We start from the raw sequence: 12610 nt of genomic DNA, 5'->3' as shown, positions 1-12610 counted from the left end.
ATTATGTTTTGTTTAGAGTTCCTCTTTCAATGTATTTATGATGAACTCAAATTCAAAAGGTCGAAGACTATCTTCAATAAAATCAATGAAATACTGAATATTAATGTAATCAAAATCAGCAAAATTTTTCACACGTTCTTGCAAACCATTTTGTTGAGAAAGATCATTTAATAATTGCTCGATTCTCTTCAATAAATCTTCATTTTTTTTCACTTCTGCATGCACCAAACGTTGTTTTATTTTCTCAAAACCTTTCAATTGTTTTGTACGCTGCGCTTGTATCATATCGGCAAAAGAAGATTCTGTTAACGAACTCAAATGTTCCAAACGTTCAAAAATGCTTTTTAATTCTTCTTCCAATTCAGGAAGTTTTGGAGCAATTTCTGATGAATTTATCGAACGTTTTTTTGTGATTGCTAAACTATTCGAAAATAAATCTTCGTTTGATAGATCTAATTTTTGTTGTTTTTCGTATTGTTTTTCAGTTCGGATTAACAATGAATTTCTCAAAACTAAAAGTGGAAAATCAACTTCAAATTGATTGAACATTTCTTTCAGTTGTAACCAATAAGCCATTTCGCCACCGCCGCCAACATAGGCAACATTTGGTAAAATTGTTTCTTGGTACAATGGTCTCAAAATCACATTTGGGCTAAATTTATCTGGATTTTGATGTAAATCGGCAATAATTTCTTCTTTCGAAAATTTGATTGAAGTGTTATTGACAAAATACGTTCCATTTTGTTCAACAATACGTTCGCGCGAATTATTTTGATTGATATAAAACAAATTTATCTCACGAGGATTCACTTGAATAGAATACCCCAATTGTTCTAATTTCTCATTTTGAGGTATTACTTTTTTGAACGATATTGACTGAATTAATTCTTCTTCAAAAGTTGGAATCATCAATTTTTTCAATTCTTTATCATCTCCATCAATCATCAACAATCCAAGATCTTTGAATAATAAATGAACCAATTTTCGTGTTGCGTCTGTCAAATTATCATTCGATAAATAAGATGCTTCAATCAAATTTTGCAATTCAGTTTTCTTTTTTCCATTTGGAATTAATGACAAAAATGAATCAAAAACTTTTTGTAAACCGTTTGTTGATAAACGACCAACTGGTCCACCAAATTCTTTTTCCCAATGAATAATTCGATCTCCAAATTTGAAATGATTAATTTCTTCGAAATCGTGATCTTCTGTCGCCATCCAAAACATCGGAACAAAATTGATTTCACTTTGTTCATTATTCAATTCTTCGCATGCTTTGATAACTTGCAAAATTTTATAAAAAAAGAAAATTGGACCTGTAAATAAATTTAATTGATGTCCAGTCGTAATTGTTACTGTATTCTTTTCTCTTAATTTTTGTAGATTATTTTGTTGCTTTTCCGATAAATCTAAATGACCTAATTGTTTCGAAATTTGTTCAACAAGAATTGCTCTATTTTTATAATGTCCAAGCTTATTTTTCGCTTGTTTTATATAGTTTTCTTTGGTTGGAAATAGGTTGTAGAAGTTTTTCAAATCCTCGTCTTGATTGATATAATTTAGCATCAATTTTGAAAAATAATTTGAATCCTTAAGTGATATTGTTTCCATTTAATTTTTATTAATCGTTTGATGTACATCCATTGCTCTGTCTGTTGCAAAAATGTCGACACCATCTTTTTCTAAATCGCGGTAAAGTTGTCCATTTCTCGCCGAAACACTTTTGTCTAAGTTTCCTAACGTCCCAAAAATGACCAAAATATCCTTGTCATGAATTTTGTTTAAAAATGATTTGTCATTGCGTCGAGTTCCTGTAAAGGCAACCATTTTGTCAGTCGGAATTCCGCTGTTCATCATTTCATTAAATTCGCGTTCGTTTCGCATCGAAACAGACAATAGCATATCTGGCGCAAGTTGATGCAACTTTTTCGCTTGACCAACTGTATACGTCACCAAAACAACCTGTTTTTGCATGTTTACATGTTCTATTGTCTTCACAATATCACGATAATCAACACCTTTTTTGATGTCAACCATAAAATAAATCGGTTTACTTTTCCCCCAATTTAGCGCTTCTGCAAAAGTCGGAATTTTGTATGACGTTTGTTGTCCAAAATCATCTACCAAAAAGTATTCCTTAATGGTTTTTAAGTCAACTTGATTGACATCTTGTCGCCCTGTGCTTGTTCGTTGCAACGAATTATCGTGCATTAAAATAAGTTGATTATCCTTTGTTTCGGCAACATCAATCTCAAAAATTTGTATTCCTTTTTGATAAAGATGTTCAAAAGTTTCGACACAATTTTCAGGAAAACCATGTATTCCACTTCCGCCACGATGTGCGCTGACAAAGTTTTTATTTTTGGTCGAATATTTGAAGGATATTTCTTCGGATGAAGTATTTTGATGTGTTTCGGATTGATTTTTCTTCGGATTACAACTAAAAATAGTTAGTAAACTGAACATTAAAATTCGGAGATAATATCGTTTAAAATAGTTGAAATTCATTTTTTTAAATAAAAAATTAAATTAATTCATTCTAAAATTACGAATGAAGCTGTAAATTTAAACTGAAAATAATCAACAAAATAAATTATTATGGGACTTAGAACTTTTTTGAAAAGAATTTTAGGAAAAACGGAAACCGCGATTGATGTTGCGGGAGATAAATTTGACGATGTTTCGGCAACTGTGAAAAAAGCAGGAACATTGATTGCAGATGATGCATCGGATTTTGCGCGTAAAACAATCAATAATATAAAAGATGCTTCTGGTGATCTGAAAGAACAATCGAAAGAAGCCGCTAGAGATTTTAAAGAAAGATCGAAGCAAGATTATAACGAAGTAAAAGATATTGCGGAAAAGCAAATGAAAGAAACAAGTGCTTTTGTGAAAGAGAAAGTTTCGGATTTGAAAGAAACTTTTAAAGAAGAAAAAACAGAATTGGAAGAAAAAGCTGATGAATTAAAAACAAAAGCCGAAAATAAATTAGACGAAGCTTCTGAAGACATTAAAAAAGAGACATACGATTAAAAAGTCTTTATTTATTAAGTTTTATTACAATTTGTAAATGTTAAATTTAACATTAGTTATTAATTATTATAAAATTGGTTTAATTTTTGATTTAATAATTTTTCCTCGAAATAATTAAAATGACTGAATACAAAGATCTTGAACCCTCTACAAACCCTAAACATAAAAATGAATTCGTAAAGAATATTATTATTGCTGTTTTAGCAGTAGCCCTGTTATTAGCTATTGGGTATATTGTATATTCTAAAGAAGCAAATGCAAAATCTTCGATAGAAATGCAAAGTGATATCAATGATTTGGAACGATCTAGAGAAATTCTGAAACAAGAATTACGTATAATTAGATCTGATTTTGATGATGCTAAAACTCGTGTTGTAAAAAAAGATTCTTCTTTAAGTTATCAAGATCGATTGATTTTGGAGAAACAAAAAGAAATTCAATCAATCTTAAATAAAGAAGGCATTACAAATGGAGAATTGCAGCGTGCTAAACGATTGATTACTTCTTTACAAGCAGATATTAAAGTTTATAAAGAAGAAATTGTTCGCTTGAAAGACGAAAATAAAAAGCTGACAAACAAAAATACAGAGTTAACTTCGGAAAATTCTCATTTGAATGAGCAGAAAAAAACGGTTGAATCAAATTTGAGTACTGAAAAAGAAAATCATCAGAATTTAATCAAAGAGACAAATTCTACTTTATCGATTTCAAATTATACGATTAAAGGTTTGAGAGTAAAATCAAGCGGAAAAGAAGTGGAAACAACGCGAGCAAGAAGAATTGATAAAGTTAGAGTATCTTTTGATTTGGATAAAAACTTGAATGCGACTTCAGAAACCAAAGAATTGTATGTATCTATTTATAAACCAAGCGGCGAGATAGGAAAATTTAAAGGTGCTGATGCAGGTGAAACAACTTTACGTTCTGGATCTTCTGTAGAATATTCTGATCGTGTAAAAGTTAATTACAATAATATGTCTGGTTCAAGAGTTAATTTTGACTGGGTTGATTATGACTTTCCAAAAGGTGAATATAAAATCGATATTTACCAAAATGGATACAAAGTTGGTCAAAATGTGATTACACTTCGATAAATATTAAAATTATAAATACATAAAAAAACTCTTCAAGATTCTTGAAGAGTTTTTTTATTAACAATATTTTTCTCCGTTTTTCTGTAATTTCAAATCGCTCACATAAGTTTTTATAAACTGTACATTGCTTCGAGGACAAATGAGTAATCCTTTCTCCGAATTAATAACCACATAATTGTCTAATCCATCAATAATAATAGCTTTGTCTTGTGTAGAATAAATAAAATTATTTTTAGCGTTGTAACCAGAAAAATGTTTGCATAATAATGTATTGTGATTTTCGTCCTGATCTTCACCTGTGTATTTATACTTTTCGTTGATTGCAGACCAAGTTCCAATATCACTCCAGCCAAAAGTTGTTGGAATGACATAAACATTATCTGCTTGTTCTAAAATTCCTTTGTTGATAGAAGTTACGTCTAACGTTGTGTAAATAGGTTTTAAAGTTTCTGTATTTTGTAAAGAACGATCAAGATCAAAATATTTTTTTAAAGTTTCTTTCATCGAAGGTAAATGTTGTTGAAAAGCTTTTACAATACTATCTACAGACCAAACAAGGATTCCTGTATTCCAAATAAATTCACCACTCGTTATAAAAGATTCAGCAAATTCTAAATCAGGTTTATCGATATAAGATTTTACTTTTTTTATAGGTGTTGTATTTTCGATGAACTGAATATAACTGTAATTAACATCTGGACGCGTTGGAGCTACTCCCAAAGTAATCAATCGATCGTTGTCAGCATCCTCGAAAGCAAGATTTACTTTTTCTACAAATTCATCTTCATCAAAAATAAAATGATCTGAAGGAGAAATAATCAATTTTGCATTTGGATTAAATTGTTGGATTGTCATTGCGGCCAATAAATTACAAGCTGCGGTATTCATGACTCTTGGTTCGATGATAAAATTTTTATCCTCAAAATCTGGTAATTGTTCTTTTACAATCTCTTTATAATCTTGAATAGTTACAATGAAAATATTTTCTTGCGGAACGACTTTTTTAAGGCGATTATACGTTAATTGAATAAAAGTTTTTCCTATTCCTAATAAATCATGAAATTGTTTTGGTTTTTTAATTGTACTCAAAGGCCATAATCTCACTCCTGTACCACTGGCAAGGATAACAGCGTAGTTATCTTTATTATTCATGATTGTCTTTTAAAGTTTATTTACAGTTGCAGTTGCGTTTATCAAATATTTTTTCTTGGTTTTCAACTCTAAACAAAGATACCTTAATTTTCTTTTAGATTCTTTTTTAAAGATTCTTTTTCCTATCGAAAATATTGTACCATCCTCCAAATCTTCAAGATAAATTTGAGCAGGATTTTTATCATCTATAATATATTTTGAGATATTAATATCTGCTCCTAAACTCGCTTTCGGATGTTTGGCATGATGAAGAATATACGGTTGCAATTCTTCGGGATAAATGTGAAGAGATTCTAATAATAAATGCCCAAAAATGGTTTTCCATTCTTTTCCATGCGGATTTATTTTACGCGAATCAAACTGAACAAAAGTTTTGAGATGCGCCACTTCATGTGTAAAAACAAAAAAGAAAGCATACTGATTTAAGTCGCCATTCACTGTAATTTGATGACGATTATTTTCGACCAATTTGCGATAATCTCCCAACTTAGTTTCACGTCTTCTTGTAATTTTTAACGTTATAAAATGATTTTCTAACCACTTTTTTACATACAAGTCTGCATTATGAGGGAGATAAGAAGTTAAATGTTCTAAATTCACATTGTGCAAGATAAATAAAAAGCCTTTCCAATAAAAATATTAATTTTGTCGTAATGAAACTAATCGAAAATTTAGGGTCATACTTTATGCTTATGGGTAAAGTATTTAGCAAACCTCAAAAATTGAGCGTTTTCTGGAAATTGACCGTTAGAGAAATATATGATTTAGGTGTCAACTCTTTGGGAATTGTAACCTTTATCTCAACATTTATGGGTGCAGTTGTAGCAATACAAATGGCGAAAAACTTTCAGGGAGCGTCTATTCCTGTTCCAGATGCTTACATTGGTTATGCGACCAAAGTGGTTTTGGTGTTAGAGTTTGCCCCAACCATTATGTCGCTAATTTTAGTTGGTAAAGTAGGTTCGTACATCGCATCGAGTATCGGAACTATGCGTGTTACAGAACAAATTGACGCGTTAGATGTAATGGGGATCAATTCTGCAAACTTCTTGATTTTACCAAAAATTATCGCCTGTGTATTTTTCAATCCTTTATTGGTTATGATTTCTATCGGATTTGGATTATTAGGCGGTTATTATATTGGAGTTTTTACAAAACTATGGTCGGCAGCCGATTTTATTACAGGTTTACAAATGAATATGGCAACAAAATTGTTTGTCTATACATTCCTTAAAACAATGGTATTCGCGTTTGTTATCGCAACAATTCCGGCATACTATGGTTATAAAGTAAAAGGAGGTTCGTTAGAAGTTGGTCGTTCTGCAACAACAGCTGTTGTATGGACATCAGTAGCAATTATTGTGATCAACTTAATATTAACACAAACAATTTTGAGCTAATGATTGAAGTAAAAGATATCAGAAAATCATTTGATGCAGTAGAAGTTCTGAAAGGTTTTTCTGTCACTTTCGAGAAAGGAAAAGTTAGTTTGATTATTGGTCAAAGTGGTTCTGGAAAAACAGTTTTCTTGAAAAATTTGATTGGATTATTAACACCAACTTCAGGTCAAATTTTGTACGAAGGAGATAATATGATCGAGTTTGATTACAAAGAAAAACAACGTTTACGTTCAGAAATTGGAGTAGTTTTCCAAGGTTCGGCTTTGTATGATACGATGAATATTGTAGAAAATGTAAAATTTCCATTGCAAATGTTTTCGGATATGTCAAATGCTGATGCCGAAAAACGTGCGCGTGAAGTGTTAGATCGTGTAGAAATAGCTCGTACAGCGCTTAAAAAATATCCGTCAGAAATATCTGGAGGAATGCAAAAACGTGTGGCGATTGCGCGCGCGATTGTAAATAATCCAAAATATTTATTTGCTGATGAACCAAACTCTGGTCTTGACCCGAAAACGGCGTTAGTTATCGACCAATTAATTTATGATATCACAAAAGAATACAACACAACAACCGTTGTAAATACACACGATATGAACTCGGTAATGGAAATTGGAGATCATATTGTTTTCTTAAAAAATGGTTTCTTGGAATGGGAAGGGACAAAAGAGGAGATTTTGGTGGCTGATAATCCAAATGTTATTGATTTTGTATATTCGTCAAATCTTTTCAAGAAACTAAGAGAAGCCTTATTAAAAGAACAATAATAAATCAATAAAAATAAAAATTCTATGAAAAAATTAATTTTAACTGCAATTGTAGGTTTAGCTGCAAATTTTGCAACAGCACAAAATATCAATTTTGGTATCAAAGGAGGAGCTGTTTTCAATACAGATAAAGGAAAAGTTTGGGAAGATGCTGGAAATATTTTCAAGAAAGATGGGAAAGCTTCTGCAGGGTTTCAAGCTGGTGCTTTAGCTCGTGTCTCTTTAGCAGGAATTTACATTCAACCAGAGTTATTGTATACGCAATTCAAAAATGAATATGATGTTGATGGACAAAAACTGAATGTAACTAAAAAACGTATGGATATTCCTGTAAATGTTGGAAAAAGATTTTTAGGAATCGGACATATTCAAGCTGGTCCAGTTTTCTCTTACTATTTTGATGATAAATTATCTGTAAAAGATTTTACAACTGCAAAACAAGACGAATTTAATGTCGGAATGCAAATTGGTGCAGGTGTAGAAGTTTCTAAATTATTATTCGATTTACGTTACGAATTCGGTTTAGGAAAAGTTGGATCTGACATTTTGAACGGATCAAATGGACAATATAGAACAGAAAATCGTCCGCAAATGTTAAACTTATCAGTAGCATATTTATTCTAAAAGGTTGTTTGTAAATAAATTTATTGGATATATTTGTTCCAAATTGTATTTTTGCAACCTCGTAAATTATTAAAATGGCAAAAAATAATAAAAAAGAAGAATTCGCTACAGAGCAATTCGTAGAAAAATTAGATAGAACAGCTTTCAACGTAGAGTTTTTTGTTGAAAAATATGCTAAAGCAATTGGTATTGGTTTAGGAGTAATTATTGTAGCTGTTTTAGGTTATTTTGCTTACTTAAAATTAGTCGTAGAACCTAAATCAGAAGACGCTTTCAAAGAAATGGTTCAAGCAGAACGTCTTTTTGATCAAGATTCTATTAACGTTGCTCTTAATGGTAGCGCAGGAAGTTTCCAAGGTTTACAACAAATTGTTGATGAATATGGAAATACTGATGCTGGTAATTTAGCACGTTTCAAAGCGGCAAGTTCTTATTATAAATTAGGAGATTACGCATCTGCGGTAAAATTATTAGAAGATTTTGACACAGATGACAATGTAATGTTGGCGCAAAAATATGGTATGTTAGGAAATGCATTAGTTGCTTCTAACAAATTAGAAGAAGGTTTACCTTACTATGTAAAAGCTGCTGAAGCGACAGAAGTTGAAACATTACAATCGACTTACTATACAAAAGCGGGTGAAATTGCGATGGAATTAGGTAAAAATGCTGATGCTTTAAAATATTTTCAAGCTTTAGAGGATAAATATCCAAATGCAAATAATGGTGAAACTGCGAAGTTTATTGAGCGTTTAAAATACGCTTCTGAAACTGCGAAATAATTCACTTCAAAAGATAATTACAAGCCGAACAAATTGTTCGGCTTTTTTTATTGATTCAAATCAAAGTTTATCCTAAATCATTTTTGTAATTTTACCATTCAAATTTTAAACAAAATGGCAACAGAAAATAAAAATTTATCTCAATATAATAAAGCAGAATTACCAAATGTAGCGGGCTCTAAGTTTGCAATCATTACATCTGAATGGAATAATCATATCACATTTAATTTGCGAGATGGAGCAAAAGATACATTGATTGATTTGGGCGCAAATCCTGATGATGTTACATTATATGAAGTTCCTGGTAGTTTTGAGTTGATTTATGGAGCTGATAAAGTCGCGCAAGTTCATCCAGATTTGGACGGAATTATCGTTGTTGGATGTGTGATTCGTGGAGCAACAGCGCATTTTGATTATGTTTGTCAAGGTGTGACACAAGGAATCAAAGATTTGAATATCAAACACAATATGCCAATTATTTTTTGTGTTTTAACAGACGAAAATGAACAGCAATCAATTGATCGTTCTGGCGGAAAACATGGAAATAAAGGAGTTGAAGCTGGTGTAGCTGCGGTTATGATGGCGGATATGAAAAAGAAATTAGGTAAATAATTTTAGAATGATAGATTCAAAACTTTATCGATGCCAATAGCAGAAGATTTTAAATCAATTTATACGAAAAATTGGGAGATTTATTTTTCTCAATGTGATCCGACAGGTAAGATGAAATTGTCTGAAATGGCAAATCTTTTTCAATTAACTGCTTCAGAACACGCGATAAAAGGAGGTTTAGGTTTCTTTGATTTACAAGAATTTAATCAATCTTGGGTAATGAATCGACTTCGAATTGAGATTGATGAATTACCTTCTTGGACAGATTTTGTTGATGTAAAAACTTGGATTGAAGTATTGAAAGGTGCAAAATCTATTCGTGATTTTACAATCGAGAAAAATGGAAAAAAATTAATTGGAGCTTCAAGTTTGTGGGCGGTTTTCAATACAGAAAAACGTCGTCCTGATATTCTTCAAATTGATTCATCTCACATTGAACGTTTTCCTGATCTGAAACCAACGGAAGTCGAGAATTCGATTTTAAACATCGATTTTGAACCAACAGAAGTTATTCAATATAAAGTTCAGTTTTCTGATTTAGATATCGTAAAACACGCAAATAATACCAAATATTTGGATTGGTGTTTGAATACTATTGATCCTGAAATAATATTCAAACATCGTATCAAAGCGATTGATATGAATTTCTTGAAAGAATTAAGTTTACATGACAAAATAGAAATTCAGAAATTAGAAACTAAGAATTTAATTCAGTTTAAAGTTGTTAATCAAGAAAAAGTAAACTTCGTTTGTCGATTGGAGTTGAGGTAAAATACTTTGTATAATGCGATGTAGAAATGAGTTCAACATGACTTATGGATAATAAGTCAGAATGCAACGTAAGTGGAATGAAGAATCTCAGATTCCTCCTTTCGTCGGAATGACATTTACTTTATCAGAGTTTTGAAAACAATTATTCTGAGTTTATCAAAGAATCTAAAATTATTACAATAAAAAAAGGTTTCATATCGAAACCTTTTTTTATCTATTTTTCTTTTGTCAAAACAAATTTAGCAGAATCGGCCGATTCTATTTTCTTCTGATTTTTATTTAACTGAGTAATTTTTCCCTCTTCAACCAAAAAAGCATTCGGAACATTGGCAATTTCAGGAAAAACAATTGTATTTCCATCTTCTTTAAACTGAAAAGTTCCAGATGTCATAATTGCCATTTTATCTAACCCCAGACGTTTTGTAGAATAGACATATCCTTTGTTTGGTAATAATTTTATTTCCATTTCAACCTCTTTGCAATCTTTCTCATAACAAGGCAAAATTCCTTTGTAAGCTCCTTCGTATTGAATAGATTCTTCGGCAGTTTTTGCTTCAACTTTTACTGAATCTTCTACATTTTCTACATCATTTTTTACAGGTTCTGTTTCGCTTTTACAACTTGACACAACAAAAGCTGCGATTGTAAATGTGGCTAAAATTATTTTTTTCATTTTTTAGAATTTGATTTAAAGGTAAGTAAATTTTGAGCCAAAAAAAATCCTTCCGAATATTTTCAGAAGGATTTGTATAATGTTTTGTAATCTTATTCGATTAGAAAATTTCTTTCGCAGCAAAGTGGAAAGCAGCTTCAATAGCAGCATTTTCGTCAGAATCAGAACCGTGAACAGCGTTAGCATCGATAGATTCAGCATATTTAGCACGGATTGTACCTTCTGCAGCCTCAGCTGGGTTAGTAGCACCGATTAAAGTACGGAAATCAGCAACTGCGTTGTCTTTTTCTAAAACTGCAGCAACGATTGGTCCAGAAGTCATGAATTCTACTAAATCCTTGAAGAAAGGACGCTCTGCGTGGATAGCGTAAAATGCTTCAGCATCTTGTTTTGCTAATTGAGTCATTTTAGCCGCTTTAATTTTGAAACCAGCGTCAGTAATGTCTTTTAAAATATCTCCGATGTGTCCTTTTGCAACTGCATCAGGCTTAATCATTGTAAATGTAATGTTTGCCATTTTATTGAATTGTATTTATTACTTATTTTTTGAGATGCAAAATTACAAAAATGATTCGAATGTTTTTGTTTTATAATTAAAATTTCTTATTTTAATAAAAATAGTTAATTGTTATTCATTTAAGATTGTTTCAATTCGATAATATTTCTTATTTTTAAGAGAAATCTAAAACTTATGAATACAAATGATCTTTCCACATTTCATCATAAAACAAAACTCAAAAAGGTTGGTGATAAATATTTTCTACCTTTCGAAATGTGGAATTATTTAGATTTTGGGCTGATGTTTGCACTTGTTTTATTCTTTATTTATGCATCAAGTGAAATGAATATTGTTTTTATTTCAATGATTTTAATTTTTGGAATCCGAATAATAACGACAATTAAAGACAGATTTTTTGTAGAAATTAAAACATCAAAATCGTTGAGTGAGAATATTAATTTAATCAAAGAATTAGCACAGCGTCAACATAATTTTACGCAATCATTGGACGAAGAAGGTTTGTTTCTTTTTGAATATTCGGAACGAAATATTTTTTACAAATACAATTACCGAAGAAGAGATTATATCGAAACAGTTGTGATTTACTGTGAAGACAATTCGATTTGGGTGAACTCTTTTAATCAACGTTATTTCGGAATTTTTAGACGATATAATCTAAAACAATGGATAAAATTGATCCAATTAAAAAGCGAGAATTAATCTCGCTTTTTAATTTTAATATCTTTCGATTAAATCGTTTTCTATTTCGTTGATAGAATCATCAGTTTCTTTTGGGTTTGGTCCCCATTGATTAGAACCTGGTTGACTATCCATAATAAAAAATATTAATAAAATAAGATTTCCTCCAGGTATAAAAGTTAATAAATAGAACCATCCACTTTTTCCTGTGTCATGCAATCTTCTACTTATTAAAGCTAATCTTGGTATAAGAGTTATAAAAAAAAATAAAACTATTATTCCTCCAATAGTATATGAAACTATGTCTGATATATTTATAAATTTAAATAAACAAATGAAAGATATTATAAAAAATATAGTATTAATTAAAGTTGTATACCAAAATTCGCTTCTGCGGGCTCTTCCCGAGAAATTGGCGTAATTGTCAAACATTACTCGTTTGTATATTTCAATCATAGATTAAGTTGTTAAATTATGTTAAAAATATTAAAATAAATTTTATTA

Annotated in this window: 16 protein-coding genes; 9 read left to right on the top strand and 7 right to left on the bottom strand. The window is 30.6% G+C overall.

Annotated elements, in window-relative coordinates; all coding sequences use genetic code 11:
• Window positions 1–12 precede the first annotated feature (12 nt).
• Both bshC and G0Q09_RS01930 read right to left on the bottom strand, forming a co-directional pair.
• Window positions 13–1611: a bacillithiol biosynthesis cysteine-adding enzyme BshC gene (gene bshC, locus G0Q09_RS01935; protein ID WP_114998742.1), complete on the bottom strand. Its 1599-nt coding sequence runs from the start codon at window positions 1609–1611 to the stop codon at window positions 13–15.
• Window positions 1612–2466, bottom strand: a complete 855-nt coding sequence (locus G0Q09_RS01930) for a glycerophosphodiester phosphodiesterase family protein (RefSeq protein WP_257468014.1) — start codon at window positions 2464–2466, stop codon at window positions 1612–1614.
• A 132-nt stretch (window positions 2467–2598) separates the two neighbouring features.
• On the opposite strand from G0Q09_RS01930, the gene G0Q09_RS01925 reads away from it, so the two are divergent.
• A complete protein-coding gene (locus G0Q09_RS01925) occupies window positions 2599–3033 on the top strand; it encodes a hypothetical protein (protein ID WP_219033795.1) in 435 nt (144 codons plus the stop codon).
• 119 nt (window positions 3034–3152) lie between these two features.
• Entirely contained in the window at window positions 3153–4127 is a 975-nt protein-coding gene (locus tag G0Q09_RS01920) for a DUF8428 domain-containing protein (RefSeq protein ID WP_219033794.1), read from the top strand.
• 57 nt (window positions 4128–4184) lie between these two features.
• On the opposite strand, the gene G0Q09_RS01915 is transcribed toward G0Q09_RS01920, so the two are convergent.
• The gene (locus tag G0Q09_RS01915) at window positions 4185–5279 is read right to left on the bottom strand and encodes a mannose-1-phosphate guanylyltransferase (protein ID WP_180905770.1); all 1095 of its coding nucleotides are present in this window, start codon (window positions 5277–5279) and stop codon (window positions 4185–4187) included.
• Window positions 5280–5288: 9 nt separating this feature from the next.
• Window positions 5289–5879, bottom strand: a complete 591-nt coding sequence (locus G0Q09_RS01910; protein ID WP_180905771.1) for a SprT-like domain-containing protein — start codon at window positions 5877–5879, stop codon at window positions 5289–5291.
• A 53-nt stretch (window positions 5880–5932) separates the two neighbouring features.
• On the opposite strand from G0Q09_RS01910, the gene G0Q09_RS01905 reads away from it, so the two are divergent.
• The 6 genes from G0Q09_RS01905 to G0Q09_RS01880 all read left to right on the top strand — a co-directional run bounded on the left by G0Q09_RS01905 (window position 5933) and on the right by G0Q09_RS01880 (window position 10235).
• The gene (locus G0Q09_RS01905; RefSeq protein WP_038330976.1) at window positions 5933–6679 is read left to right on the top strand and encodes an MlaE family ABC transporter permease; all 747 of its coding nucleotides are present in this window, start codon (window positions 5933–5935) and stop codon (window positions 6677–6679) included.
• The gene (locus tag G0Q09_RS01900; protein ID WP_114998788.1) at window positions 6679–7446 is read left to right on the top strand and encodes an ABC transporter ATP-binding protein; all 768 of its coding nucleotides are present in this window, start codon (window positions 6679–6681) and stop codon (window positions 7444–7446) included. The genes G0Q09_RS01905 and G0Q09_RS01900 overlap by 1 nt, the downstream gene beginning before the upstream one ends.
• Before the next feature lie 24 nt (window positions 7447–7470).
• Entirely contained in the window at window positions 7471–8070 is a 600-nt protein-coding gene (locus G0Q09_RS01895) for a porin family protein (RefSeq protein ID WP_219033793.1), read from the top strand.
• A gap of 74 nt (window positions 8071–8144) precedes the next feature.
• Window positions 8145–8852, top strand: a complete 708-nt coding sequence (locus G0Q09_RS01890) for a tetratricopeptide repeat protein (RefSeq protein WP_125349548.1) — start codon at window positions 8145–8147, stop codon at window positions 8850–8852.
• Window positions 8853–8966: 114 nt separating this feature from the next.
• Window positions 8967–9464 carry a 6,7-dimethyl-8-ribityllumazine synthase gene (gene ribH, locus G0Q09_RS01885; protein ID WP_180905773.1) on the top strand — a complete coding sequence of 166 codons (498 nt, stop codon included), beginning with the start codon at window positions 8967–8969 and terminating at the stop codon, window positions 9462–9464.
• Window positions 9465–9494: 30 nt separating this feature from the next.
• Window positions 9495–10235, top strand: a complete 741-nt coding sequence (locus G0Q09_RS01880) for an acyl-[acyl-carrier-protein] thioesterase (RefSeq protein WP_219033792.1) — start codon at window positions 9495–9497, stop codon at window positions 10233–10235.
• Window positions 10236–10449: 214 nt separating this feature from the next.
• Here the strand turns inward: G0Q09_RS01880 and G0Q09_RS01875 are convergent, their stop codons facing one another.
• Complete coding sequence (locus G0Q09_RS01875; RefSeq protein WP_219033791.1) at window positions 10450–10908, bottom strand: copper resistance protein NlpE N-terminal domain-containing protein; 459 nt, start codon at window positions 10906–10908, stop codon at window positions 10450–10452.
• Between the two features lie 100 nt (window positions 10909–11008).
• Window positions 11009–11425 carry a nucleoside-diphosphate kinase gene (locus G0Q09_RS01870; protein ID WP_038330990.1) on the bottom strand — a complete coding sequence of 139 codons (417 nt, stop codon included), beginning with the start codon at window positions 11423–11425 and terminating at the stop codon, window positions 11009–11011.
• A gap of 174 nt (window positions 11426–11599) precedes the next feature.
• Here G0Q09_RS01870 and G0Q09_RS01865 point away from each other — a divergent pair, with 174 nt between their 5' ends.
• Window positions 11600–12127: a hypothetical protein gene (locus tag G0Q09_RS01865; protein WP_219033790.1), complete on the top strand. Its 528-nt coding sequence runs from the start codon at window positions 11600–11602 to the stop codon at window positions 12125–12127.
• Window positions 12128–12142: 15 nt separating this feature from the next.
• Here the strand turns inward: G0Q09_RS01865 and G0Q09_RS01860 are convergent, their stop codons facing one another.
• Window positions 12143–12538, bottom strand: a complete 396-nt coding sequence (locus G0Q09_RS01860) for a DUF805 domain-containing protein (protein WP_257468025.1) — start codon at window positions 12536–12538, stop codon at window positions 12143–12145.
• Between the last annotated feature and the right edge of the window lie 72 nt (window positions 12539–12610).

Source organism: Empedobacter falsenii (genome assembly GCF_019308355.1).
Classification (GTDB): Bacteria; Bacteroidota; Bacteroidia; order Flavobacteriales; family Weeksellaceae; genus Empedobacter; species Empedobacter falsenii_B.
The sequence above is the reverse complement of the archived record's forward strand: the minus strand, read 5'-3'. Positions and strand labels throughout refer to the sequence as shown.

What these genes read in the sequence shown, in the direction of transcription:
- G0Q09_RS01895 (WP_219033793.1), top strand. Translation starts at nt 7,471, where the DNA reads ATGAAAAAATTAATTTTAACTGCAATTGTAGGTTTAGCTGCAAATTTT.
- G0Q09_RS01900 (WP_114998788.1), top strand. Translation starts at nt 6,679, where the DNA reads ATGATTGAAGTAAAAGATATCAGAAAATCATTTGATGCAGTAGAAGTT.
- G0Q09_RS01925 (WP_219033795.1), top strand. Translation starts at nt 2,599, where the DNA reads ATGGGACTTAGAACTTTTTTGAAAAGAATTTTAGGAAAAACGGAAACC.
- ribH (WP_180905773.1), top strand. Translation starts at nt 8,967, where the DNA reads ATGGCAACAGAAAATAAAAATTTATCTCAATATAATAAAGCAGAATTA.
- G0Q09_RS01870 (WP_038330990.1), bottom strand. Translation starts at nt 11,425, where the DNA reads ATGGCAAACATTACATTTACAATGATTAAGCCTGATGCAGTTGCAAAA.
- G0Q09_RS01880 (WP_219033792.1), top strand. Translation starts at nt 9,495, where the DNA reads ATGCCAATAGCAGAAGATTTTAAATCAATTTATACGAAAAATTGGGAG.
- G0Q09_RS01860 (WP_257468025.1), bottom strand. Translation starts at nt 12,538, where the DNA reads ATGTTTGACAATTACGCCAATTTCTCGGGAAGAGCCCGCAGAAGCGAA.
- G0Q09_RS01915 (WP_180905770.1), bottom strand. Translation starts at nt 5,279, where the DNA reads ATGAATAATAAAGATAACTACGCTGTTATCCTTGCCAGTGGTACAGGA.
- G0Q09_RS01920 (WP_219033794.1), top strand. Translation starts at nt 3,153, where the DNA reads ATGACTGAATACAAAGATCTTGAACCCTCTACAAACCCTAAACATAAA.
- G0Q09_RS01875 (WP_219033791.1), bottom strand. Translation starts at nt 10,908, where the DNA reads ATGAAAAAAATAATTTTAGCCACATTTACAATCGCAGCTTTTGTTGTG.
- G0Q09_RS01905 (WP_038330976.1), top strand. Translation starts at nt 5,933, where the DNA reads ATGAAACTAATCGAAAATTTAGGGTCATACTTTATGCTTATGGGTAAA.
- G0Q09_RS01890 (WP_125349548.1), top strand. Translation starts at nt 8,145, where the DNA reads ATGGCAAAAAATAATAAAAAAGAAGAATTCGCTACAGAGCAATTCGTA.
- G0Q09_RS01930 (WP_257468014.1), bottom strand. Translation starts at nt 2,466, where the DNA reads ATGTTCAGTTTACTAACTATTTTTAGTTGTAATCCGAAGAAAAATCAA.
- G0Q09_RS01865 (WP_219033790.1), top strand. Translation starts at nt 11,600, where the DNA reads ATGAATACAAATGATCTTTCCACATTTCATCATAAAACAAAACTCAAA.
- bshC (WP_114998742.1), bottom strand. Translation starts at nt 1,611, where the DNA reads ATGGAAACAATATCACTTAAGGATTCAAATTATTTTTCAAAATTGATG.